Annotated in this window: 21 protein-coding genes; 6 read left to right on the plus strand and 15 right to left on the minus strand. The window is 61.2% G+C overall.

Annotation, left to right across the window (positions count from 1 at the left end; genetic code table 11):
- Positions 1–42 precede the first annotated feature (42 nt).
- Both PDR5_RS22200 and PDR5_RS22205 read left to right on the plus strand, forming a co-directional pair.
- Positions 43–279, plus strand: coding sequence for a DUF3820 family protein (locus tag PDR5_RS22200; protein ID WP_003213031.1), 237 nt, complete (start codon positions 43–45; stop codon positions 277–279).
- Between the two features lie 30 nt (positions 280–309).
- Positions 310–1,491, plus strand: coding sequence for an aminotransferase class V-fold PLP-dependent enzyme (locus PDR5_RS22205; protein WP_064598921.1), 1,182 nt, complete (start codon positions 310–312; stop codon positions 1,489–1,491).
- Here the strand turns inward: PDR5_RS22205 and PDR5_RS22210 are convergent.
- The 4 genes from PDR5_RS22210 to zwf form a co-directional block, all read right to left on the minus strand.
- Positions 1,488–2,204: an intradiol ring-cleavage dioxygenase gene (locus tag PDR5_RS22210; protein ID WP_064598923.1), complete on the minus strand. Its 717-nt coding sequence runs from the start codon at positions 2,202–2,204 to the stop codon at positions 1,488–1,490. The genes PDR5_RS22205 and PDR5_RS22210 overlap by 4 nt on opposite strands.
- Positions 2,205–2,388: 184 nt before the next feature.
- A complete protein-coding gene (locus PDR5_RS22215; RefSeq protein ID WP_064598929.1) occupies positions 2,389–3,054 on the minus strand; it encodes a bifunctional 4-hydroxy-2-oxoglutarate aldolase/2-dehydro-3-deoxy-phosphogluconate aldolase in 666 nt (221 codons plus the stop codon).
- Between the two features lie 17 nt (positions 3,055–3,071).
- Entirely contained in the window at positions 3,072–3,785 is a 714-nt protein-coding gene (gene pgl, locus PDR5_RS22220) for a 6-phosphogluconolactonase (RefSeq protein WP_064598931.1), read from the minus strand.
- The gene (gene zwf, locus PDR5_RS22225) at positions 3,772–5,238 is read right to left on the minus strand and encodes a glucose-6-phosphate dehydrogenase (protein ID WP_064598933.1); all 1,467 of its coding nucleotides are present in this window, start codon (positions 5,236–5,238) and stop codon (positions 3,772–3,774) included. Before zwf ends, pgl begins: the two co-directional genes overlap by 14 nt.
- Before the next feature lie 226 nt (positions 5,239–5,464).
- Here zwf and PDR5_RS22230 point away from each other — a divergent pair, with 226 nt between their 5' ends.
- On the plus strand, positions 5,465–6,325 hold the full coding sequence (locus tag PDR5_RS22230) for a MurR/RpiR family transcriptional regulator (RefSeq protein ID WP_169842436.1): 861 nt from the start codon (positions 5,465–5,467) through the stop codon (positions 6,323–6,325).
- Between the two features lie 249 nt (positions 6,326–6,574).
- Here the strand turns inward: PDR5_RS22230 and PDR5_RS22235 are convergent, their stop codons facing one another.
- The 11 genes from PDR5_RS22235 to edd form a co-directional block, all read right to left on the minus strand.
- Positions 6,575–7,429, minus strand: coding sequence for a D-hexose-6-phosphate mutarotase (locus PDR5_RS22235; protein ID WP_064598935.1), 855 nt, complete (start codon positions 7,427–7,429; stop codon positions 6,575–6,577).
- A gap of 116 nt (positions 7,430–7,545) precedes the next feature.
- Positions 7,546–8,892, minus strand: a complete 1,347-nt coding sequence (locus PDR5_RS22240) for a carbohydrate porin (protein ID WP_064598937.1) — start codon at positions 8,890–8,892, stop codon at positions 7,546–7,548.
- 132 nt (positions 8,893–9,024) lie between these two features.
- Positions 9,025–10,185: an ABC transporter ATP-binding protein gene (locus tag PDR5_RS22245; protein WP_064598939.1), complete on the minus strand. Its 1,161-nt coding sequence runs from the start codon at positions 10,183–10,185 to the stop codon at positions 9,025–9,027.
- Positions 10,186–10,187: 2 nt separating this feature from the next.
- Positions 10,188–11,033 (minus strand): carbohydrate ABC transporter permease, encoded by an 846-nt coding sequence (locus PDR5_RS22250; protein ID WP_007951164.1) that lies wholly within the window; start codon positions 11,031–11,033, stop codon positions 10,188–10,190.
- The gene (locus PDR5_RS22255) at positions 11,026–11,934 is read right to left on the minus strand and encodes a carbohydrate ABC transporter permease (RefSeq protein WP_007951166.1); all 909 of its coding nucleotides are present in this window, start codon (positions 11,932–11,934) and stop codon (positions 11,026–11,028) included. The genes PDR5_RS22250 and PDR5_RS22255 overlap by 8 nt, the downstream gene beginning before the upstream one ends.
- Before the next feature lie 142 nt (positions 11,935–12,076).
- Complete coding sequence (locus PDR5_RS22260) at positions 12,077–13,378, minus strand: ABC transporter substrate-binding protein (protein WP_064598941.1); 1,302 nt, start codon at positions 13,376–13,378, stop codon at positions 12,077–12,079.
- Positions 13,379–13,496: 118 nt separating this feature from the next.
- Entirely contained in the window at positions 13,497–14,756 is a 1,260-nt protein-coding gene (locus PDR5_RS22265) for a D-mannose isomerase (RefSeq protein WP_064598943.1), read from the minus strand.
- A gap of 295 nt (positions 14,757–15,051) precedes the next feature.
- Entirely contained in the window at positions 15,052–16,479 is a 1,428-nt protein-coding gene (locus tag PDR5_RS22270) for an ATP-binding protein (RefSeq protein WP_170928295.1), read from the minus strand.
- A 31-nt stretch (positions 16,480–16,510) separates the two neighbouring features.
- On the minus strand, positions 16,511–17,242 hold the full coding sequence (locus PDR5_RS22275) for a response regulator (protein WP_064598947.1): 732 nt from the start codon (positions 17,240–17,242) through the stop codon (positions 16,511–16,513).
- A 79-nt stretch (positions 17,243–17,321) separates the two neighbouring features.
- Entirely contained in the window at positions 17,322–18,278 is a 957-nt protein-coding gene (locus PDR5_RS22280; protein ID WP_064598949.1) for a glucokinase, read from the minus strand.
- Positions 18,275–20,101 (minus strand): phosphogluconate dehydratase, encoded by a 1,827-nt coding sequence (edd, locus tag PDR5_RS22285; protein WP_064598951.1) that lies wholly within the window; start codon positions 20,099–20,101, stop codon positions 18,275–18,277. Before edd ends, PDR5_RS22280 begins: the two co-directional genes overlap by 4 nt.
- A gap of 220 nt (positions 20,102–20,321) precedes the next feature.
- Between edd and gap the strand changes: the two genes are divergently transcribed.
- The 3 genes from gap to PDR5_RS22300 all read left to right on the plus strand — a co-directional run bounded on the left by gap (position 20,322) and on the right by PDR5_RS22300 (position 23,033).
- Complete coding sequence (gene gap / locus PDR5_RS22290; protein ID WP_064598953.1) at positions 20,322–21,323, plus strand: type I glyceraldehyde-3-phosphate dehydrogenase; 1,002 nt, start codon at positions 20,322–20,324, stop codon at positions 21,321–21,323.
- Between the two features lie 101 nt (positions 21,324–21,424).
- Positions 21,425–21,943, plus strand: a complete 519-nt coding sequence (locus tag PDR5_RS22295) for an RNA polymerase sigma factor (protein WP_064598955.1) — start codon at positions 21,425–21,427, stop codon at positions 21,941–21,943.
- A 124-nt stretch (positions 21,944–22,067) separates the two neighbouring features.
- Entirely contained in the window at positions 22,068–23,033 is a 966-nt protein-coding gene (locus PDR5_RS22300) for a FecR family protein (RefSeq protein ID WP_064598957.1), read from the plus strand.
- The last annotated feature ends 119 nt before the right edge of the window (positions 23,034–23,152 follow it).

Raw genomic sequence — 23,152 nt, forward strand, 5'->3', positions numbered from 1 at the left:
CTGTATTTTCCAACGTGTTTTCAAACCCAGACGATTCCAACGATGAACCCTGAAAAGCTCGAACTGCTGATCACCCGCGAAATGCCCTTCGGCAAGTACAAGGGCCGGATCATTGCCGACCTGCCGGGCCCGTACCTGAACTGGTTCGCCCGGGAAGGTTTTCCCCATGGAGAACTGGGCGGGCTGCTGGCATTGATGCAGGAAATCGATCACAACGGCCTGTCGGAACTGCTCGAACCGCTGCGCGCCAAACATGGCAAGCCTGCCCCGCGCCACTGAGGCGTCATCCTGATCCGAGTCGAGTCGACCATGCCCGATAACACCCGCCGCGCCCGAGACGAAGCCTTCTGGCAAACCTTCGCCGACCGTTACGATCGCCACCCCGGCCCCGTGAACCTGGAGAACGGCTACTTCGGACGGATGTCGCGCACCGTGATCGAGGAGTATCAGCGCAACGTCGAGCTGATCAACAACAGCAACTCGATCTACGTGCGCCAACGTTTCGAACAGAACGACCTCCTCGACATACGCGCGCAACTGGCCGAGCTGATCGGCGTCCGCGCGCAAAGCGTGGCGTTTACCCACAACGCCACTGCCGGCCTGCAATCGCTGATCCGCAACTACAACCGCCTGCAGCCAGGCGACCAGGTGCTGATCTGCGATCTGGAGTACGACACGGTCAAGGGCGCCATGCGCTGGCTGGCGCAGCATCGCGGGGTCGAGGTGATCGAGATCGAGCACGCCCACCCGGCCAGCTTCGACAGCCTGCTGGCAACTTACCGCGAAGCCTTTACCCGCTATCCTAAGCTCAGGCTGATGGCTTTGACTCACGTCACCCACCGCACCGGGCTGGTGATGCCGGTGCAGGCCATTGCCTCGCTGGCCAGGGAGCATGGCGTCGATATCATCCTTGATGGCGCCCATGCTCTCGGGCAGATCGAGTTCGACCTCGAAGCGTTGGGCATCGCCTTCGCCGGGTACAACCTGCACAAGTGGATCGGCTCGCCGCTGACCCTCGGCTTTATCTACATTGCACCGCAGCGCCTGGCCGACATCGACCGGGACATGGGCGAGATGCATTTTTCGGCTGACGACATCCGTTCGCGCACGCCTTACAGCACGCCGAACATTCCGGCGTTGATGACCTTGCCACTGGTGTTCGAGGAACACCGCGCACTGGGTGGCGCGGCCGCCAAAGGCGCGCGGATGAATTACTTGCGCAACCTGTGGGTGAGCGCCGTGCGCAATCTGCCGGGCATCGAAGTCACGACCCCGGACGATCCGCGTCTGTATTGCGGCATCACCTCGCTACGCTTTACCCGTCATGCCGACCAGCAGGCGATGGTCGAACGCCTGCTCAACGACTACAACCTGTTCACCGTGGTGCGCAACGGCGCGGCCTGTGGGCCATGCATCCGTATCACGCCGTCGCTGACCACCACGGCGACGGAAATCCAGCTGCTGGTTCAGGCGCTGAACGAACTGCGTTAAACCGTGTACTTGTCGAAGTCCTCGGGCTTGATCTGCGACGACACCGCAAAGGTGTCGATGCCGATCGTGAGGTGGCCAAAGTAGCCGTCCTCGTGCGAGTCGCGGCCGATCGGCCAGACGGTCAGGGTCGATGCTTCTCCGCCCATAGTGGTGTAGTAGGCATCGTCGGCGTTACACACCGGCGCCGAGCCTCGCCCGCGATAGGCCTTGTTGTTGAGCACGCCGCGGGAGACCACCTCCGGGAAATACAGTTGGCCGACCCAGGCTACATTGCGCTCCTCCAGATATTCATTGCCGGCAACGATGCGCACCGCCACGTGAATGTGCAGGGCTCGCCCGGCGTAGAAACCCGGATAGATCGTGGTGAAGCGCACCCTGCCCTTGTGGTCGCTGAACTGACCACCGCGCAGGTAGGTGTCATCGTCGGTTCGCGGGATCGAGCCGATATCCTCGACGTCGACTTCCAGATCCGGGTTGACCCGACTCCAGCCGGAATACGCGCCGCGTGCGTTGCAGTGCCAGATATCCACCAGCGCACCACTGACCGGCTCGCCGGTCATGGCATCGACGATGGTCAGGCGCAGCAGCAACGGCAGGCCCTCGGCGCCTTCGCTGATGTTGCGGCGCAGCAGTTTGGGATTGCGAAAATAAGGCCCCGCGACTTGCTCGGGGGCCAGTTGATAAACCGATGGAGCTGAAGACTGGTTATCCATGACGCATTCTCTCTTCCATAAGATGAACGCAGGTTAGCGCCACACGCGAGGCCGGGTGCGGTAACTATGTATCTCGAGATAACGAAGGATTTTTCGGGCAAAAAAAAACGGCGCACCGACCAAGCGCACCGTTAAAGCCGTAGAACACACAACGAAGTGTAGGGTTGCAACTAATTGAAAAGTATCAGTCCAGCAGCGCCAACGCCTCGGCAGTGCATTCCTGAATGCGGGCCCAGTCGCCGTTCTTGATCCACTCCGGATCGAGCATCCAGCTACCGCCCACGCACATGACGTTTTTCAGCGCCATGTAGCTCTTGATGTTGGCCGGGCCGACGCCGCCGGTCGGGCAGAATTTCACTTCGCCGAACGGGCCGCCGAGGGCCTTGATTGCCGCTACGCCACCGCTGACTTCAGCCGGGAACAGCTTGAAGCGGCGATAACCCAGGCCATAACCTTCCATGATGCCGGAGGCATTGCTGATGCCCGGCAGCAGCGGGATCGGGCTTTCGACACTGGCTTCCAGCAGGTCACGGGTGATGCCCGGGGTGACGATGAATTGCGAACCGGCGGCTTCGGCCGCGGCCAGCATGTTGCGGTCGAGCACGGTGCCGGCACCGGTCACCAGTTCCGGGCGCTGTTCGCGCAGGATCTGGATCGCCTTGAGGCCGAACTGCGAACGCAGAGTCACTTCCAGCGCGGTCAGACCGCCGGCAGCCAGAGCGTCGGCCAATGGCAGCACGTCCTGTTCGCGGGCGATGGTGATCACCGGCAGGATCCGCGCCTTGGCGCAGAGGCTGTCGATCAGGGCAACTTTGTCCGCCATGGAAACGGTCGGGGATGGAATTGTCATAGCGGCTGTTCCTTGGCTCATGGGCACCAGTAAATCTCTAACGTAGGTTGCAGAAACGCGCGAACCGGCATGGCGGCGACGTCGTTGGATGCCAGTGCGGCATTCAGGGTGGTCAGTTTCGACTGACCGGAAATCGACAGAATCTTGTGCCGGGCCGAGGCCAGCAGTGCGCGGCTCATGGTCAGGCGCTGGCGTGGCACGCTTGGTGCGAGCATCGGCCAGCAGCGACGGGTGCCGTCGGCTTGCAGGGCTTCGGCCAGGTTCGGGCTGTCCGGGAACAGCGACGCGGTGTGACCGTCATCACCCATGCCCAGCACCAGCACGTCAATGGGCGGCAATTCGGCGAGCAAACGATCAGCCTGCTCCGCAGCCCGCTCGACGTTGGCCGCCGCGCTGTAGAGGCTGAGGAACTGCGCCTTGGCCGCCGGGCCCTTGAGCAGATATTGCTTGAGCAGACCGGCGTTGCTGTCGGCATGTTCGACCGGTACCCAGCGTTCGTCGGCCAGGGTCACGACGACCTTCGACCAGTCCAGTTCCTGCTTGGCCAGGTGCTGGAAAAACGCCACCGGGCTACGACCGCCGGACACCACCAGCACGGCGTTGCCACGTGCCGCCAGCGCTTCGCTCAACTGCTTGGCGACATTCAGCGCCAGGCCTTCGGCGAGCAGCACCGGGCTCTTGAATTCGCGGGCATTCACGCCCTCAGGCAGTTTCACATCAGATATCGCCATACCACGACCTCCCGTCCCGCGTGATCAATGCAATGGAGCTCATCGGCCCCCACGACCCGGCCGCATACGGCTTGGGCGCGTCACCGGATTTTTTCCACCCGGCGATCAGCTGGTCACACCATTTCCACGCGGCTTCGATTTCATCTTTACGGACAAACAGGTTCTGATTGCCGTTCATCACTTCCAGCAACAACCGCTCGTAGGCATCGGGGATCCGAGCGCTGCGCCAGGTGTCGGAAAAATTCAGTTGCAGCGGGCCGCTGCGCAGTTGCATGCCCTTGTCCAGGCCTTGCTCCTTGGTCATCACGCGCAAGGAAATGCCTTCGTCCGGTTGCAGGCGGATGATCAGTTTGTTGCTGATCTGCAGGCGCTGTTCGGGGGCGAAGATGTAGTGCGACGGTTCCTTGAAGTGGATGACGATCTGCGACAGTTTCTGCGGCATGCGCTTGCCGGTGCGCAGGTAGAACGGCACGCCGGCCCAGCGCCAGTTGCGGATGTCGGCACGCAGCGCGACGAAGGTTTCGGTGTCGCTCTGGGCGTTGGAATTCGGCTCTTCGAGGTAGCCCGGCACGGACTTGCCTTCACTGTGCCCGGCGATGTACTGGCCGCGCACCACCTGCGTGGTGAGGCCTTCCGGACTGATCGGCGCCAGGGCCTTGAGCACCTTGACCTTCTCGTCGCGGATGCTATCGGCGGACAGGTCGGCCGGCGGATCCATGGCGATCAGGCAGAGCAGTTGCAGCAGGTGGTTCTGGATCATGTCCCGCAGCTGGCCGGCCTTGTCGAAGTAACCCCAACGGCCTTCGATGCCGACCTTTTCGGCCACGGTGATTTCCACGTGGGAGATGTAGTTCTGGTTCCACTGGGTTTCGAACAGGCTGTTGGCGAAACGCAGGGCGATCAGGTTCTGAACGGTTTCTTTGCCCAGGTAGTGGTCGATGCGGTAGGTGCGGTTCTCCGGGAAGAACTGCGCCACGGCGTCGTTGACCTTGCGTGAGGATTCCAGGTCGGAGCCGATCGGTTTTTCCAGCACTACGCGGGTGTTTTCCGCCAGACCCACTTTCGCCAGGTTCTCGCAGATCGCGCCGTACACCGCCGCCGGGGTGGCGAAGTAGGCAATCATGCGTTGCGTGCTGCCGGCCAGTTCGGCCAGCGCCACATAATCTTCAGCCTTGAGGAAGTCGACGTGCAGGTAGGTCAGGCGTGCCAGAAAGCGCTCGGCCACGGCCTCGTCCAGCTCCTTGCCCACGTAACGGCGCAGCTCGGCGGCGATGAACGCCAGATGCTGCTGCTCGGTGCCCGCCTCACGGGCCAGTGCGATAATGCGCGTGTCCTCGTGCAGCAGGCCGGCGCCATCAAGGTGATAAAGGGCAGGAAACAGCTTGCGCAGGGCCAGATCGCCCAAGGCGCCGAACAAGGCGAATGTGCACGGTTCAACCGTAATCAAAGGCATGATGTTTGTTCTTTTATCAAGTTAAGCTACAAATACCTTTTTTCAAGGCATCACTCAAGGGAAAATGTAGTAATAACCACAACATTTTCGCAAAATACAGATTCCGAGTGGTGGTCGGTCGGAGCCATCAGTAGGATAGGCCACCGTCACGGGCCACATCAAAGGCCCAATTTGCATAGCCGCGCGCTTATCGGCGCCGGTGAATCTAGGAATTCTTATGGACCGCGTGCGAAATTTACTGGAACAGATCCAGAGTCGCCTTGAAGAGCTGAACAAGGCCGAACGCAAAGTCGCCGAAGTGATCCTGCTCAACCCACAGCAGGCCACACGCTTCAGCATCGCCGCCCTCGCCCAGGCGGCGTCGGTCAGTGAACCGACGGTCAACCGTTTCTGCCGTTCGTTCGGCGTCAGCGGCTACCCCGAACTCAAGTTGCAACTGGCGCAGAGCCTGGCCAGCGGCGCGGCCTATGTCAGCCGCGCAGTGGAAGCTGACGACAATCCCGAGGCCTATACGCAGAAGATTTTCGGCAGTGCGATCGCCTCGCTGGACAGCGCGTGCCAGGCACTGGACCCGAACCTTATCAGCCGCGCCGTCGACCTGTTGATCCAGGCCCGGCAGATTCACTTCTTCGGCCTCGGTGCTTCGGCTCCGGTGGCGCTGGATGCGCAGCATAAATTCTTCCGCTTCAACCTGGCGGTGACTGCTCACGCCGATGTGCTGATGCAACGGATGATTGCATCGGTGGCGCACACCGGCGAGCTGTTCGTGATCATTTCCTACACCGGCCGCACCCGCGAACTGGTGGAAGTGGCGCGCATCGCACGGGAGAACGGCGCTTCGGTGCTGGGCCTGACGGCCGAGAACTCACCGCTGGCCAAGGCCAGTACGCTGAGCCTGAACATTCCGCTGCCGGAAGACACCGACATCTATATGCCGATGACTTCGCGGATCATTCAGTTGACCGTGCTGGATGTACTGGCGACGGGGATGACCTTGCGTCGCGGGGTGGATTTCCAGCCGCATCTGCGCAAGATCAAAGAGAGCTTGAATGCGAGCCGGTATCCGGTTGGAGATGAGTTCAACTAAGGCGTTAAAAGCTTAAAAGCCAACCCTCATCGGAACGCCGCCCGCCCAGCCCTCTCCCGGAGGGAGAGGGGGCCGACGGTGTTGCCCTCAAAAGTTACATCGACCTGAACGATCAACGTTTCCTCTGGCTTGGCCAAGCCAAGATCACCGCTGTAGTCGCAAGTCGGTGTAAATAGCCAATCCAACTCGGTCAGTCCCCTCTCCCCCCGGGAGAGGGTTAGGGTGAGGGCAGCGGTCGAACTGACACACTCAAGCCCCCGCCCACGCCTGCAAACTCAAATGCGCCTTCTCCCCCGGCGCCAGATGCAGGCTGTCGGTGCCACCCGCCGCCGCTTCAACACAGACAAACTCCGAGATCTCATCCCAGGTTACGCCCAGCAATGGCCGCGCCCCCGGATGCCACACCACGGTGTCCGCGCTGTCGCCAGTGTCGATACACAATTCGCGCTGCCAGGCGTGATCCTTGAGCTGTAATTCGCCGTCGTGCTGGAACACTCGCTGACAGCCACCATCGACCCGCAACTCGCCTTCCTGCTGGCAAACCTCACGGTTCAACTGGTCGTAACCCTGCGCCCCTTCGAGCCCAGACAGCGCTATCTCACTCACGTCACCAATACGCCAGTAAGCGTGCAAAGCCTGGCTCAACTGGCACGGCATGTCGTCCTGATGCTCGGTGCTCAGGCGCAATTCCATGCGTTCGCCCAGGTGCGCGTGCAGGTCCACCTGCCAGTCGCACAGCTGCAATTGCCAATGCAGGCGCACGCCGTCCTCGGCGCTGCTGCTGTCGAGCAGTTTCCAGTCCAGCAATCGCGCCCAGCCATGGGACGGCCACGCGTTTTCGCTCGGGTGACGGCCATACCACGGCCAGCATACCGGCACGCCACCGCGAATCGCGCCGACATGCGGCCATTTCGCCGCGCACCACAACCACGGCTTTTGCCCGCGCGGTTGAAAGTGCAGCAATTGCGCACCCTGACGACTGAACACCGCCTGACACAGCGGATGATCGATCACCAGCACATCGCGCATCTGATAGCGCTCCCAGGCGAACACCGGACGTTCGCGCAAGGATTTGAAGAAGCGTTGCAGCGGATGCTCATGCATGGGCCACGGTTCCAGATTCAACTTTCATGGGCTGCGACACCCCTGTCCAAAAAAAAGCGGACAGCCTTGGCTGTCCGCAAATATGCGCACATAGAGAGGAGCTTATCGCAGACGCGTCAGAACGTAGACTGAATTTTCAGGCCAGCGACCAAAGCGTTATCCACTTCATCCACACCGCCCGGATGAGTGATGTATTGCAGGTTCGGGCGCACGGTCAGCCAGTTGGTCACGTGGAAGCCGTAGTTGATCTCGTAGTTGTATTCGGTTTCACGAATCGGCGAGAACACCGGATTGTCGTAATCCGAAACGCCATTGGAGACGTTAAGCAGTTCGGCGTTTTTCTTCACGTCATCGTTGACGTGAATACGCGCAGCACCGATACCGAAGTCATCCTTCGGACGCGCATCGAACAGACCTTTGTACACAAACATCACGGACTGATAGTTGTCGATGAAGTTGGTGTCCTTGTCGTGGAACGTGGCGTTGGCAGCGATGCTCAGACCACGGCTCTTGTCACCGTTATGGCTGGTGAGTTGCTGTTGCGCAACGAACCAGTAACCGTGCTTGCTGCTGTGGGTACGGTAGGCATCACCGGTGGTCGCCGCGTCGAAACCGTTGACGTCTTCGCGAACGTCGTCGGCATCGGCCGTGCTCTTGTAGTAACCGACACGGTATTCGCCCGGCAGGCTGTTCGGGTTAGGCAACCAGACCAGTTCCACTGGCAATACGGTGCCTTTGGTGCCGCTGCCGCTCAACTTGAAGCCGTTGCCATGTTCCAGCTGCGACGGGTTCTGGTTGTACGCACCGATCTGCGCGTAGAGCTCGTCGTTGATGTTGTATTTGATGCGAATGGCCGCCTGGCTGACCGGCCAGTTGTACCAGATGTTGGTCGCCCAGTTACCCACTTGCGAACCGCAGAACGCCAGGTTCTGGAACTCGCACGGGAAGGTGTTGAAGTCTTCGCCTTCGCCGAAGTAACCGGCCTTGACGTCGAGTTTGTTGTCGAAGAACTGGTGTTTGATCCACAACTGGGTCAGCCGCACCATGTGACCACGACCGTAGACTTCCTGCGAGGAGCTGAGTGTGCCGGCACGCGGATCGCCAACACGGTCGTTGGAAATGTTTTCGCCATTACGGTTGGTCAGCTGGATCTTGGCCTGGGTGTTGTCCCAGCCCCACAGTTTTTGCAGGTCCAGCGCCACGCCCAGACCGAACTGGTCGGAGTAGCGCGCCGTCTTGTCGTTGTTGTAGCCGCCGTGAAGGTTGCCGCCCACCTCACCGACGTAGTCCATCTTGATGTCGATGCCCTGCTCGATCAGCTTGGTCCGCTCGCCACCCCAGTCCCCGGTCATCCACTCCGAATCGGAGCTGAACGCGTCAGCCGCGTGGACGCTGCCGGCCAGCATCATTGCCGCAACTGCTGACAACTGGCCGATTCGCTGAGCGTTGTTGTTCTTCTTCATCCCTACATCCTCGTTTTATTGTTATTAACTGTTCTTCTTATTTAACGCGGTTTACATCTGATGCGGCGCGCGACAGGCCACGCACCGCGTGCTCCCTGCGGGAACGGGCCTGCCCGCTCCCGCCTGTGTTCATCAGCGACCCTTGAACTGGGCCACGTTAGCGCTGTGCGGTTCGGCTTTCGGCAGACCCGCAATCCCCAGGCGTTCGCCGGACTGGGCGTCGAACAGCAGCACTTTCGACGGATCGAACTGCAGGGTCAGGGTTTCGCCCACCTGCGGTGCCACATCCGGCGCCAGACGGCAGCAGACCTTGGTGTCGTTGAGGTTGACGAACACCAGGGTGTCCGGACCGGTCGGCTCGGTGACCTGCACTTCAGCCTTGATGCTCGGCAGGCCATTGCCCTCGCCGTTCGCCAGCGCGATCTGCTCCGGGCGCAGGCCGAGGATCACTTCGCGGTCTTCGAGACCGGCGTCCTGCATCGCCATCGGCAATTCGCAACGGGCCTGGCCGCTGTCGAGCAGCGCCACCAGACGGCCGTCCTTGCGTTGCAGGCGCAGTGGAATGAAGTTCATCGGCGGCGAACCGATGAAGCTCGCCACGAACAGGTTGGCCGGGTCGTTGTAGATCTCTTTCGGCGTACCGAACTGCTGGATGATCCCGTCCTTCATCACCGCCACTTTGTCGCCCAGGGTCATCGCTTCGATCTGGTCGTGGGTCACGTAGACCGTGGTGGTTTTCAGGCGCTGGTGCATCAGTTTCATTTCGGTGCGCATCTCGACACGCAGCTTGGCGTCGAGGTTGGACAGCGGTTCGTCGAACAGATAAATCTTCGGCCGACGCGCCAGGGCACGGCCCATCGCCACGCGCTGTTGCTGGCCGCCGGAGAGCTGACCCGGCTTGCGATTGAGCAGGTGCTCGATCTGCAGCAGCTTGGCCACGCGGGCGACTTCTTCGTCGATCGCCGACTGGCTCATCTTGCGGATCTTCAGACCGAACTCGATGTTCTCGCGCACGCTCATGGTCGGGTACAGCGCGTAGGACTGGAACACCATGGCGATGTCACGATCCTTGGGACTCATGCCGCTTACGTCCTGGTCGCCGATCATGATTGCGCCGCCGGTAATGGTTTCCAGGCCGGCGATGCAGTTCATCAGGGTCGACTTGCCGCAGCCCGAAGGCCCGACGAGGATCAGGAACTCACCGTCCTTGATCGACAGTTCGATGTTCTTCAGGGTGTCCGGCAGGCCGGTACCGTAGGTCTTGTTTACATTGCGAAGTTCGAGCGTAGCCATGATTACCCCTTGACTGCGCCGGCCGTCAGCCCGCGCACGAAATACTTGCCTGCGACCACATAGACCAGCAGGGTCGGCAGCCCGGCGATCATCGCCGCCGCCATGTCCACGTTGTATTCCTTGGCCCCGGTGCTGGTGTTGACCAGGTTGTTCAGCGCCACCGTGATCGGTTGCGAATCACCACTGGAGAACACCACGCCGAACAGGAAGTCGTTCCAGATCTGGGTGAACTGCCAGATCAGGCAGACCATGATGATCGGCGTCGACATCGGCAGGATGATCTGGCGGAAGATCGTGAAGAAGCCCGCGCCATCGAGACGCGCCGCCTTGATCAGCGCATCCGGAATGCTCACGTAGTAGTTACGGAAGAACAGCGTGGTGAACGCCAGACCGTAGACCACATGGATGAACACCAGGCCGGTGGTGGTACTCGCCAGGCCCATCTTGCCGAGGGTGAACGAGGCCGGCAGCAACACGGTCTGGAATGGCAGGAAGCAGCCGAACAACAGCAGACCGAAGAACAGTTGCGAACCGCGGAAGCGCCAGAACGACAGCACATAACCGTTCAACGCACCGATGGCGGTGGAGATGATCACGGCCGGCACGGTGATCTTGATCGAGTTCCAGAAGTAGCCGTCAACGGTGGCCCAGGCTTTCACCCAGCCGATGCCGCTGACCACGGTCGGCCAGCTCAGCAGGTTGCCGGTGGAGATGTCTTCCGGGGTCTTGAAGCTGGTCAACAGCATGACCACCAGCGGTACCAGGTACAGCAGGACCGCGAGGATCAACACCGCGTAGATCGCGATGCGACTCAGGCTGATGGCAGGTTTCGAAGCGAGACTAGTCATGACGCTTGGTCCTCAGCTCGGAGTACAGGTAAGGCACGATGATCGCGAGGATCGCACCGAGCATCAGGATTGCACTGGCCGAGCCCATGCCCATCTGTCCACGGCTGAAGGTGAACGAGTACATGAACATCGCCGGCAAATCGGAGGAATAACCAGGGCCGCCGGCCGTCATGGCCGCCACCAGGTCGAAGCTCTTGATCGCGATGTGCGCCAGAATCATCACTGCACTGAAGAACACCGGACGCAGGCTGGGCAGCACCACTTTCCAGTAGATGCGCGGCATGCTCGCGCCGTCGATCTGGGCGGCACGGATGATCGATTGATCGACGCCACGCAGACCGGCGAGGAACATCGCCATGATGAAGCCCGAGGCTTGCCAGACCGCCGCGATCACCAGGCAATACACCACGCGATCCGGGTCGATCAGCCAGTCGAGACGGAAGCCTTCCCAGCCCCAGTCCCGCAGCAATTTGTCCAGGCCCATGCCCGGGTTGAGCAGCCATTTCCACGCAGTACCGGTGACGATCATCGAGAGCGCCATCGGGTACAGGTAAATGGTGCGGATAAAGCCTTCGCGACGGATTTTCTGGTCGAGGAAAATCGCCAGTGTCACGCCGATTACGAGGGTGATTCCGATGAACATGCCGCCGAACACGGCCAGGTTCTTGCTCGCCACCCACCAGCGGTCGTTGTCGAACAGGCGCTCGTATTGCGCCAGCCCTGCCCACTTGTAGTTCGGCAGGAAGGTCGACGTGGTGAACGACAGGACAAACGTCCAGAGGATATAGCCATAGAAGCCCACCAGAACGATGAACATGCTCGGCGCCAGCACCAGTTTCGGTAGCCAGCGCTGCAATGCGTCGAACGGCGAGGCCTTGCTGAACACAGCAACAGAACTCATGGGAAGATCCAGTAGAAGGATTAAGAATTACGGATGCGATCCCTGTGGGAGCCAGCCTGCTGGCGATTGCGTTGTGTCAGTTCACACTTTCGGTGGCTGACGGTCCGCTATCGCGAGCAGGCTCGCTCCTACAGGCCAAGCATTACTTGGCAGCCTTGATGGCCGTGCCGAGTTTCTTGGCAGCGTCGGCCGGGTCGGCTTTCGGGTCGTTGATGTAGTTGGTCACGACATCAAAGAACGCACCCTGCACGGCCAGCGTGGTCGCCATGTTGTGCGCCATGCTCGGTTGCAGGCCGCCGCTCTTGGCGTCTGCCAGGAAGTCCTTGGCAGCGGTCTGGGCGCAGGAGTCGAAACCGTACTTGCCCATGTCGGCGAGCATGTCGTTGCGCACCGGAATCGAGCCCTTGTTGATGCTGAAGACTTTCTGGAAGTTTTCACCCAGCACGACTTTGGCGATGTCCTGCTGACCGGCCGCGGTGCCCGCGTCCTTCTGCTTGAACACGGCCAGCGAGTCGATGTTGTAGGTGAACGCCTTGTCGGTGCCCGGGAACGCAACGCACTCGTAGTCCTTGCCGGCGACTTTCTTGGCGGCGGTCCATTCGGACTTGGCCCAGTCACCCATGATCTGCATGCCGGCCTTGCCGTTAATGACCTTGGCCGCTTCCAGGTTCCAGTCTTGGCCTTTGCCGTCCTGGTCCATGTAGGTCGCGACTTTCTTCAGCTCGGTCAGGGCCTTGACCATTTCCGGGCCGGTCAGGGCAGCGTTGTCCAGGTCGACCAAGGCTTTCTTGTAACCATCAACGCCCATCACCGACAGCACGACCGCTTCGAACACGGTGCTGTCCTGCCAAGGCTGACCGCCGTGAGCCAGCGGGATGAAGCCCGCCGCTTTCAGCTTGTCGCCGGCGGCGTAGAATTCTTCGAGGGTGGTCGGGGCTTTTTCGATACCGGCTTTCTTGAAGACTTCCGGGTTGATCCACAGCCAGTTCACGCGGTGAATGTTCACCGGCACGGCCACGTAATCACCTTCGAACTTCACAGTGTCGGAGACTTTCTTGTCGAGCAGGCTGTCCCACTTCTCGGACTTGGAAACGTCCTTCAGCACGTCAGTGTCGAGCAGACCGGTCGACGCCCATTCCTGGATGTCCGGGCCCTTGATCTGGGCAACGCCTGGCGGGTTGCCGGCTACTGCGCGGCTTTTCAGCACGGTCATGGCAGTTGCACCGCCACCGCCGGCGACAGCGCCGTCTTTCCAGGTGAAACCGTCTTTCTCGACTTGTGCCTTGAGCACATCGACGGCAGCTTTTTCGCCACCGGACGTCCACCAATGCACGACTTCCACCGAACCTTTGGATTCGGCAGCGGAAACACTCAGGGGCAGCACAGCGAGCGGGAACAGGGAGGCGACAGAAATGACAGTAGCGAGGCGAGAAATCGCATTCATCTGAGATGTACCTTTCTTGTTGTTATGCATGCAAGTCTGGTGCTTGCGCTGCACACGAGTTTAAACAGAGCGTTTCCCCCCGCAGGTAACGAAGGGACGCGCGAATGTCACCACATGGTTACACAGGAACGCTTCGAGACAGGTGTGCCAGAGCACTGGCCATGCTCGGTGCCAGCGGCAGACGCGGAATCAGAACAGCCTGCCAGGCGTGGTACAGATCCGGTTTGCCCGCCCAGATATCGGCACTTGGACGGTTTTGCGGGTCGAGTTCGTGATGCCAGCTGCCGCCGCAGCGGTCGATGAAATACGTTTCGCAAAATTCCCAGAACAGGCGATACCAGGTTTCGTACTGCGCATCGCCGGTGCGTTTGAGCAAGGCACTGGCGGCAGCGCTGGCCTCGGCGTGGGTCCAGTGCAGGCGATGACGCACCACCGCTTTGTTGTTCCAGTCGAGGGTATAGACGATGCCCGGCGCACCATCGACATCCCAGCCATGGCGGCAGTTTTGTTCGAACAGCTTTTGCGCATCGGTGGCCAGCCAGCCGGGCGTCAGCATGCCGGCCTGAACCCGCGCGGCTTCGAGGTGCAGCAACAGCCGCGCCCACTCGAAACCATGGCCCGGCGTGGTCCCGTAGGGACGGAAACCGTCGGCGGGATTGTCATGGTTGTAGTCGCGCAGCGGTTGCCAGTTGCGGTCGAAATGCTCGATCACCAGGTAATCGTTGGCGGCGGCGTGCCCGTGAATCACCCGCTCGACGATGCGTTGCGCACGCACCAGCCAGCGCGGGTCTTCGGTGACATCGGCCAAGGCAAGGAAGGCTTCGGTGGCGTGCATGTTGCTGTTGGCGCCGCGATAGGCCTCTTCTTCGCGCCAGTCGCGATTGAAGAACTCGCGCATGGCGCCCTCTTCCTCGCTCCAGAAATACGTGTCGATGATGTCGATGGCGTCATCCAGCAACGCCTGCGCGCCCGGACGTTGTGCGACCACTGCGGAACTCGCCGCCAGAGCGACGAAAGCATGCAGATAAGCGTTCTTGCCGGTGTTGCCGTCACGGTGTTCGGCGACGGCGAACCAGCCGCCGTGCAGCGCATCACGCAACGGACCGCGCAGGGCTGTAATGCCGTGATCGACCAGCTCGGCGAACCCCGGCAGGCCCTGAATGTGGGCCATGGCGAAGCTGTGGGTCATGCGTGCGGTGTTCATGGTTTCGGCTTGCGCGCCGGCCTGGAGCTGGCCGCGCTCATCGAGATTGCCAAACCCTTCGGGCAGCCGTGAAGCCTTGGCAAATGCCAGCAGGCGCAGGCCTTCATCGGCGAGCCATTGCTGGTGGGCAGGGGCGTTCAGCCAACTGCTGAAGCCCGGATTGAAATGATCCATGGGTGGCCTTTTTTGTTGTTATGACTGCGGGCAGTCTAAACAACGGGCCGGGAGGGGCTTGTAACGAAGGGGGCGGGTTTTGTCACCGAGTCGTGACAAAGAGCCAGCCCTCACCCCAGCCCTCTCCCGGAGGGAGAGGGGGCCGACCGAGGGATATTGCAGAGGTAGGCCGACCTGAACGATTCGCTTTGAATCCATAATCGATAAGGTCTTTCAGGTCGATGTATGACGCCAGACACCTCGGTCGGTCCCCTCTCCCTCCGGGAGAGGGTTAGGGTGAGGGCAAGCTTTTGACTTAATCCGCCGAACGCGGTAATTGCAGGGTCACGCGCAATCCGCCTTCGCGCAGGTTCTGCAGCGTCACTTCACCGCCATGGCTATGGGCAATGTTGCGGGCGATCCCCAAACCGAGACCGTAACCCTGCTGCTGTCCCGCCAAGCGGAAGTGCGGCTCGAACACCTGCTCCAGCCGCTGCTCCGGCACGCCCGGCCCTTCATCGTCGACATGCAGCACAAACGCACGATCATCGTCATCGATGTGCAGGTGGGCGTTCTGCCCGTACTTCAACGCGTTGTCGATCAGGTTGCCGATGCAACGCTTGAGCGCCAGCGGCTTGCCCGGATACGCCGCCAACGCCCGCCCCTGCTGCGTCACGCGACCATTGCCGGCCGGCGCCAGATAGGGTTCCACCAGGCAGTCGAGCACATGGTTCAGGTCCACCGGCTCGATGTTTTCGTGGATGTCGGTGTCCTTCACGCATTGCAGCGCGCCTTTGACCAGCAGCTCCAGTTCGTCCAGATCGCGGCCGAACTTGGTTTGCAGCTTCTCGTCTTCCAGCAGTTCGACCCGCAGGCGCAGTCGCGTAATCGGTGTACGCAGGTCATGGGAAATCGCGCTGAACAACTGGCTGCGCTCGGTCAGGTAACGGCTGATCCGCTCGCGCATGGTGTTGAAGGCGCGGCCCACTTCGACCACTTCGCTGCCGCCGCCCTCGGCCACCGGCTCGACATCGGCGCCCAGCGACAAATCCCGCGCGGCCCGTGCCAGACGCTTGAGCGGCCGGCTCTGCCAGTGCACCAGCAGGCCGATGAACAACAACAGAAAACCGCTGGTGAAGACGATGAACCACACCTGCTGGGTCGGCAGGCCTTGCTCTTCGAGACTGGTGTAGGGCTCGGGCAGCAGCGATGCGATGTACAGCCATTCACCGGGCGCCAACTGAATCTGGGTCACCAGCACCGGTGGATTCACCGGTTCCAGCGTCAGCGCGTAATGCGCCCAGGAACGCGGCAACTCATCGAGCTTCAACCCGGCGTTGAAGATCCGTAGGTCATCGGGGCTGACGAAGGTCACCAGAATGTCGGTGTCCTGGCCCAGCGACTGACGCAGCACTTCATCCACCGCTTTCAGCACCGCCGCCTTGCGCGGCGTCACCGGCAGCACTTCCATGCCCAGCGGTTTGTCATTGAGCGTCACCACAAAACGCGTGCCGCCCATGCTGCGCAATTGGTCGAGCACCAGAGGCCGATAGGCCACCGGCAACGAGCGGAAATAACTGACGCTGGCGGTCATCGAATGGGCGAGGCTGCGGGCGCTGGTGACCAGCCCTTCGAGCTGGGTCGCACGCAATTGGGACACCCAGATCACGCTGGACAGGGTCTGGGCGAACAACACCGCGAGCAGCGTCAGCAGCAGCATTCGCCCAAGCAGCGAACGCGGCATCGGCACTTTGCGCGCGGTGGTGCGCAGGAACTCAATGACCATTGCCGGCAACCACATTGGCTGCCAGTTGGTAGCCGCTGCCGCGCACGGTGCGGATCAGGCGTGGCGGTTTTTCGGTGTCGCGCAGACGCTGGCGCAGACGGCTGACGGCCATGTCGACGATGCGGTCGAGGGGCATCAGGTCGCGGCCACGGGTGGCGTTGCCGATGGTGTCGCGGTCGAGGATTTCCTGGGGATGATCAAGAAACAGTTTCAACAGGGCGAAGTCGGCGCCGGACAGAATCACCTCCTCGCCGTCGGCGTGAAACAGCCGATGGCTGACCATGTCCAGCCGCCATTCATCGAACGCCAGCACTTCACTGCCGCCACGTTCCTGGCCGAATTGGGCGCGACGCAGCAGGGCCTTGATCCGGGCTTGCAGTTCGCGGGGGCTGAAAGGTTTGCCGAGGTAATCGTCGGCGCCAAGCTCCAGGCCGATGACCCGGTCGGCTTCGTCGGAACTGGCGGTGAGCATGATGATCGGCACCTGGGCCTGACGCGGATGCTGGCGCACCCAGCGGCACAGGCTGAAGCCGTCTTCATCGGGCAGCATCACATCGAGGATCACCAGATCGCTCGGCGCGTCGTTCAGCGCCTGACGGAAACCGGCGCCATCCGCCGTGGCCCGTACCTGAAAACCCGCGCGGGTCAGGTAGGTTTCCAGCAACTCGCGTATCTCCTGGTCGTCATCGACCAACAAAATCGACTTGTTGACTGAGCTCACTTCGAAGGCATCCTTGTTGTTGGAATTGGGCGGATTATGCCTGATGTGTTGATTGTTCCCACGCTCGGCGTGGGAATGATCATTTACCGGATTGTTCGAGCGCCACTCCTGCACCGACGAGCCCCGAGTACGGCGCTGTCACCAGCCACACCGGAATCCCCTTGAAGTAATCGCTCATGCAGCCCTTGTCGGCGAAGCTGCGGGCGAAACCGCTTTCGAGAAAGAAGTCGGCAAAGCGCGGAATCACGCCACCCACGATGTACACCCCGCCACGGCCACCGGTGGTCAGCACGTTGTTGCCGGCCACGCGACCGAGCCAGCAGCAGAACTGTTCCAGCACTTCCAGAGCGATCGGGTCGCCTGCAAGACCTGCCGCAGTGATTGCCTCAGGTGTGTCGAGTTTCGGTTCATGACCATCCACCGCGCAGATCGCCCGGTAGACCCGAGGCAAGCCGCCGCCGCTCAATGCGGTTTCCGCGCTGACGTGGCCGATCTCGTTGTGGATGTGTTGCCAGAGCTGGGTTTCACGCGGACTGCTCAGCGGCAGATCGACGTGACCGCCCTCTCCCGGCAACGCGGCAAACCGACCTTCCCCCAGATCGAGCAAGGTGCCGACGCCCAGGCCAGTACCCGGGCCGATCACCACTGCCGGGCGCAATGGTTCCGGCGTGCCTTCGCAGACCACGCGGAATTCGCCGGGCTGCAAACGGGTCATGCCCAGGGCCATGGCCGAGAAGTCGTTGATCAGCAACAGCTGCTCGACCTGCAAGGTCTGGCAGAACGCCTTGCGGCTCAGGCGCCAGTGGTTGTTGGTGAATTTGAATTCATCGCCGCTCACCGGCCCCGCCACCGACAGGCAAACCGAGCCGATAGCGCCCGGCGCCAGACCGAGCCCGCTCAGGTAGAGGCTGATCGCCTCTTCCGGGCTGGCGTGGTCGGCCGTGGCCAGCACCTGAACCGATTCGAGCTGCTGATCTTTCCACAACGCAAACCGCGCGTTGGTGCCTCCGATGTCACCGACCAAAGCCAGTTTCAATTAAGCGTCTCCAGGGCAGAAGTGAAGGCGCTGGCGCCCTGCTCCGCCGAGCTGAAGGCCAAACGCATGAAGCCAAACAGTTCGCGACCGCTGCCGATGTTGTTGCCCAAAAGGCCTTTGGCGGGTTCGCGCGCTGCGAATTCGGCGGCGTCCACCTTGAGTTCCAAAGTGCCTTTGACGCCATCGACGCGGATGATATCGCCCTCTTGCACGCGCGCCAAAGCGCCGCCGACATAAGCCTCGGGACTGACGTGAATGGCCGCCGGGATTTTCCCCGACGCGCCGGACATGCGCCCGTCCGTCACCAACGCCACCTTGAAGCCGCGATCCTGCAGCACACCGAGGAACGGCGTCATTTTGTGCAGCTCCGGCATGCCGTTGGAGCGCGGGCCCTGGAAGCGCATCACCGCGACGAAATCCTTCTCCAGCAGACCGGCCTTGAAAGCGTCGGCCAGATCCTGCTGATCCTGGAACACCATGGCCGGTGCTTCGACGATCTGGTTTTCCAGCGCCACGGCAGACACCTTCATCACGCCGCGACCGAGGTTGCCTTCCATCACCCGCAAGCCGCCCTCTGCCGAGAATGCACGGGCCACCGGACGCAGGATGTTTTCGTCGAGGCTGTCGGTCGGGCCTTCGCGCCACACCAGCTTGCCGTTATCGAGGAACGGCTCCTTGGTGTACTGGCTCAAGCCGTGGCCGAGCACGGTGTTGACGTCTTCGTGCAGCAGACCGGCTTCGAGCAGTTCGCGGATCAGGAACGACATGCCGCCCGCCGCCTGGAAGTGGTTGATGTCAGCCTTGCCGTTCGGATAGACGTGGCTCAGGGTCGGCACGACTTCGGAGAGGTCGGCCATGTCCTGCCAGGTCAGTTGAATGCCTGCCGCCATGGCGATGGCCGGCATGTGCAGGGTGTGGTTGGTCGAGCCGCCGGTGGCGTGCAGCGCGACGATCGAGTTGACCAGCGCCTTCTCGTCGACGATTTCGCCGATCGGCAGGAAGTTGCCATTCTGTTTGGTCAGGCGCGTGACCTGATGCGCGGCTTCGCGAGTCAGGGCCTCACGCAGCGGCGTGTTCGGGTTGACGAACGATGCGCCCGGCAAGTGCAGGCCCATGACTTCCATCAGCAACTGGTTGGTGTTGGCGGTGCCGTAGAAGGTGCAGGTGCCGGGGCTGTGGTACGACTTCATTTCCGATTCCAGCAGCTCTTCGCGGGTCGCCTTGCCTTCGGCGTACTTCTGCCGCACGTCGGCTTTTTCCTTGTTGGAAATCCCCGAGACCATCGGCCCGCCCGGGACGAAAATCGTCGGCAGGTGACCGAAACGCAGGGAGCCCATCATCAGGCCCGGCACGATCTTGTCGCAGATGCCGAGCATCAGCGCGCCGTCGAACATGTTGTGCGACAGCGCCACCGCCGTCGACATCGCGATCACTTCGCGGCTCGGCAGGCTCAGCTCCATGCCCGGTTCGCCCTGGGTCACGCCGTCGCACATCGCAGGCGTGCCGCCGGCGAACTGGCCGACCGAGCCGATTTCGCGCAGGGCGTTCTTGATCTGTTCCGGGAAGACTTCGTACGGCTGATGCGCCGAGAGCATGTCGTTATATGACGAAACAATTGCGATGTTCGCCGAGTTCATCATCCGCAGGCTGTGCTTGTCTTCGCTGCCACACCCGGCCACGCCGTGGGCGAAGTTGGCGCATTGCAGCTTGCCGCGCATCGGCCCGTCGGTGGCGGCGCCGCGAATCAGTGCAAGGTAAGCCTGACGCGTGGCGCGGCTGCGGGCGATAAGCCGTTCGGTGACCTCAAGAACGCGGGGATGCATGTGTAGAACTCCAGGCTAACGGATGTGGCGACCTGATTGTCTATGCTGATCAAAAGCCCGTTCGCGTGGGATGACGAACGGTTTTCTTGATCATTCGGACCAGTTGATTCAGGTCACTCGTTGTAGATAAAACAAAATATTGCCACTAAAAAGGCTTGTTTTCTATTTTTATGCGAATAATCTTGTAATTCCAACAACAAAACGACGGCGGCGCTGTTCAATGACTCTTCGAATCGCAATCAATGGTTTTGGCCGCATCGGCCGTAATGTCCTGCGCGCACTGTATACCCAAGGCTATCGTCAGGATTTGCAGATCGTCGCCATCAACGATCTGGGCGACAGCGCGATCAATGCGCATCTGCTCAAGTACGACACCGTTCATGGCACATTCGACGCCGAAGTGGCTCATGACAACGAGAGCCTGACCGTCAACGGCGACCGCATTTCGGTCAGCGCCATCCGCAACCCGGCCGACCTGCCCTGGGCCGCGGAAAAGATTGATGTGGTGTTCGAATGCACCGGTCTGTTCACCGACCGCGCCAAAGCCGCTGCGCATATTACCGCCGGCGCACGCAAAGTGATTATCTCGGCCCCGGCCAAGGGCGCCGATGCCACCGTCGTTTATGGCGTGAACCACGACATTCTGCGCCAGTCGCATCAGATCATTTCCAACGCCTCGTGCACCACCAACTGCCTGGCCCCGGTGGCCCAGGTGCTGCACCGCGAACTGGGCATCGAAAGCGGTCTGATGACCACGATTCACGCTTACACCAACGACCAGAACCTGACCGACGTTTACCACACCGACCCGTACCGCGCCCGCTCCGCCACCCAGAACATGATCCCGAGCAAGACCGGCGCTGCCGAAGCGGTGGGCCTGGTGCTGCCGGAACTGGCCGGCAAACTGACCGGCATGGCCGTGCGCGTGCCGGTGATCAATGTGTCGCTGGTTGACCTGACCGTGCAGTTGAAGCGCGAAGCCTCGGCCGATGAAGTCAATGCACTGATGAAAGCGGCGAGCCAGCATTCGAAGATCCTCGGCTACAACACCCTGCCGCTGGTTTCGAGCGATTTCAACCACAACCCCTTGTCGTCGATCTTCGACGCCAACCACACCAAATCCACCGGCAAACTGCTGAAAGTGCTGGCCTGGTATGACAACGAGTGGGGCTTCTCCAACCGGATGCTCGATAACTGTCTGGCGCTGTGCAACGCGGAATAAACGCCTGCCCCCACAGGTTTGATTTCAATCTGAAATCAACACTTGACCACTCGGGCGGATGATAAGCATTATCATTCGCTCGAAATGGATCAGGTCTTCCCGTGAGTCAATCACACTTCAATCACGTGTTCCTCGCCCAACGCACGTCGCTGCTGCGGACTCTGGAACGGATGGTCAACAACCACAGCACCGCCGAAGACCTGTTGCAGGAAACCTACCTGCGCGTCACCCGGGCGCTGAGCGAACGGGCCATCGATCACCTTGAACCCTTTGTCTTCCAGACCGCGCGCAACCTGGCGCTGGACCATTTGCGTGCGCGCAAGATTCATTCGCGCACCATGGTCGACGACGTGCCGCAAGACGTGGTGCACAGCGTCGCCGCCCCCGCCAGCAGCGCCGAAGACGCCGCCCACGCCGAACAATTGCTGGAGCGCCTGAACGTGAGCCTCGGTGAACTCAGCCCCCGCCAACAGCAAATCTTCATCCTCAGCCGCCTGCACGGGCACAGCTATCAGGAAATCGCCGAAGAACTGAGCGTCTCTCTCAGCACGGTGCAGAAAGAACTCAAACTGATCATGACCATCTGCATCGGTGTCGCCGAACGCTTGAACAACGACTGATGCCGTAGGGCTTTTCTGTAAACCTCAGGATCGACTGCACTGATCATCGGGCTTTGTTACCCTTGCCCGACTTTTACGCTTCACTAAAAAAACAGCCGTGCACAGACACTGCCGAGGAAACACCGTGACGGACATCCACCGCTCCCCTTCGCCTTCATCGGCGCAGGACGCTGCAAGCGCAATGGACCAGGCTCTGGACTGGCTCATCGTGCTCGGCAGTCCGGACGAGGAGCAGACCCGGCAATTTCACGCCTGGCTGGCGGCCGACCCGTTGAATGCCGAGGCGTTCGCCAAGGCCCAGGCAATCTGGGACGGCCCGCAGATCGCCCAGTGCGCACAGAACCTCGCGGCCAAACCGAAGAAAGTCACCGTCCTCACTCGTTTGCGCCCGCACTGGAAGCCGCTGGCCACCGCCGCCGTGCTGCTGCTCGGGCTGTTCAGTTTCAGCAACCTGCCGATGCGATTGCAGGCCGATCACCTGACCGTGGTCGGCGAACGTCAGCGCCTGCAGCTCGAGGACGGCTCAAAAGTCCTGCTCAACACCAATTCCGCGTTCTCCAGCACGATCAATGATCAGCAGCGAGTCGCGCGGTTGTATCAGGGCGAAGCGTTTTTCGAGATCCCGGCCAGCCGCAGCCAGCCGCTGGAAATCGACGCCGGGCCCGTGAAAGCCAGCGTACGCGACACCGCGTTTGCCGTGCGTTATCTGGACGGCGTGGCGCAGGTGCGGGTGCAGCGCGGCGATGTCGATCTGCGCGCGACCCGTGACGATGCGCGGGTGCGGCTGTCCGCCGGGGAAAGCATCCGCATCGGCCCGAACGGTTTCGACCGCCCGGCCAAGGTCGACGCCGCCACCGATCTGGCGTGGGTGCAGGGTCGGCTGATCTTCGAAAACTGCCCGCTGAACCAGGTGCTGGCCGAACTGCGCCGTTACTATCCGGGCTTCATCATCAACACCAACGAGCAGTTGGCCGACGTCGCCGTCACTGGCAACTACCGTCTCGACCAGCCGCTGGATGTGGTGCGTTCGCTCGCTCATATCACCTCGGCCAGGCTTCGGGAATTCCCGGCGCTGGTGATCCTGAACTAAATGAGAATTATTTTTACTCGATAGCCGAAGCTCGTTCGTCTCGTTATAGCCAATGCAATTGATTCGCATCTCGCGAGATCAATCAGTACCTATAAAGATTCGTGCGACACGGAGCGCTA

Origin of the sequence: Pseudomonas sp. DR 5-09 (assembly GCF_001655595.1) — a bacterium.
Classification (GTDB): Bacteria; Pseudomonadota; Gammaproteobacteria; order Pseudomonadales; family Pseudomonadaceae; genus Aquipseudomonas; species Aquipseudomonas pharyngis.

Coding starts and splice junctions, on each gene's coding strand:
- PDR5_RS22200 (WP_003213031.1), top strand. CDS start 43: ATGAACCCTGAAAAGCTCGAACTGCTGATCACCCGCGAAATGCCCTTC.
- PDR5_RS22205 (WP_064598921.1), top strand. CDS start 310: ATGCCCGATAACACCCGCCGCGCCCGAGACGAAGCCTTCTGGCAAACC.
- PDR5_RS22210 (WP_064598923.1), bottom strand. CDS start 2,204: ATGGATAACCAGTCTTCAGCTCCATCGGTTTATCAACTGGCCCCCGAG.
- PDR5_RS22215 (WP_064598929.1), bottom strand. CDS start 3,054: ATGACAATTCCATCCCCGACCGTTTCCATGGCGGACAAAGTTGCCCTG.
- pgl (WP_064598931.1), bottom strand. CDS start 3,785: ATGGCGATATCTGATGTGAAACTGCCTGAGGGCGTGAATGCCCGCGAA.
- zwf (WP_064598933.1), bottom strand. CDS start 5,238: ATGCCTTTGATTACGGTTGAACCGTGCACATTCGCCTTGTTCGGCGCC.
- PDR5_RS22235 (WP_064598935.1), bottom strand. CDS start 7,429: ATGCATGAGCATCCGCTGCAACGCTTCTTCAAATCCTTGCGCGAACGT.
- PDR5_RS22240 (WP_064598937.1), bottom strand. CDS start 8,892: ATGAAGAAGAACAACAACGCTCAGCGAATCGGCCAGTTGTCAGCAGTT.
- PDR5_RS22245 (WP_064598939.1), bottom strand. CDS start 10,185: ATGGCTACGCTCGAACTTCGCAATGTAAACAAGACCTACGGTACCGGC.
- PDR5_RS22250 (WP_007951164.1), bottom strand. CDS start 11,033: ATGACTAGTCTCGCTTCGAAACCTGCCATCAGCCTGAGTCGCATCGCG.
- PDR5_RS22255 (WP_007951166.1), bottom strand. CDS start 11,934: ATGAGTTCTGTTGCTGTGTTCAGCAAGGCCTCGCCGTTCGACGCATTG.
- PDR5_RS22260 (WP_064598941.1), bottom strand. CDS start 13,378: ATGAATGCGATTTCTCGCCTCGCTACTGTCATTTCTGTCGCCTCCCTG.
- PDR5_RS22265 (WP_064598943.1), bottom strand. CDS start 14,756: ATGGATCATTTCAATCCGGGCTTCAGCAGTTGGCTGAACGCCCCTGCC.
- PDR5_RS22270 (WP_170928295.1), bottom strand. CDS start 16,479: ATGCCGCGTTCGCTGCTTGGGCGAATGCTGCTGCTGACGCTGCTCGCG.
- edd (WP_064598951.1), bottom strand. CDS start 20,101: ATGCATCCCCGCGTTCTTGAGGTCACCGAACGGCTTATCGCCCGCAGC.
- gap (WP_064598953.1), top strand. CDS start 20,322: ATGACTCTTCGAATCGCAATCAATGGTTTTGGCCGCATCGGCCGTAAT.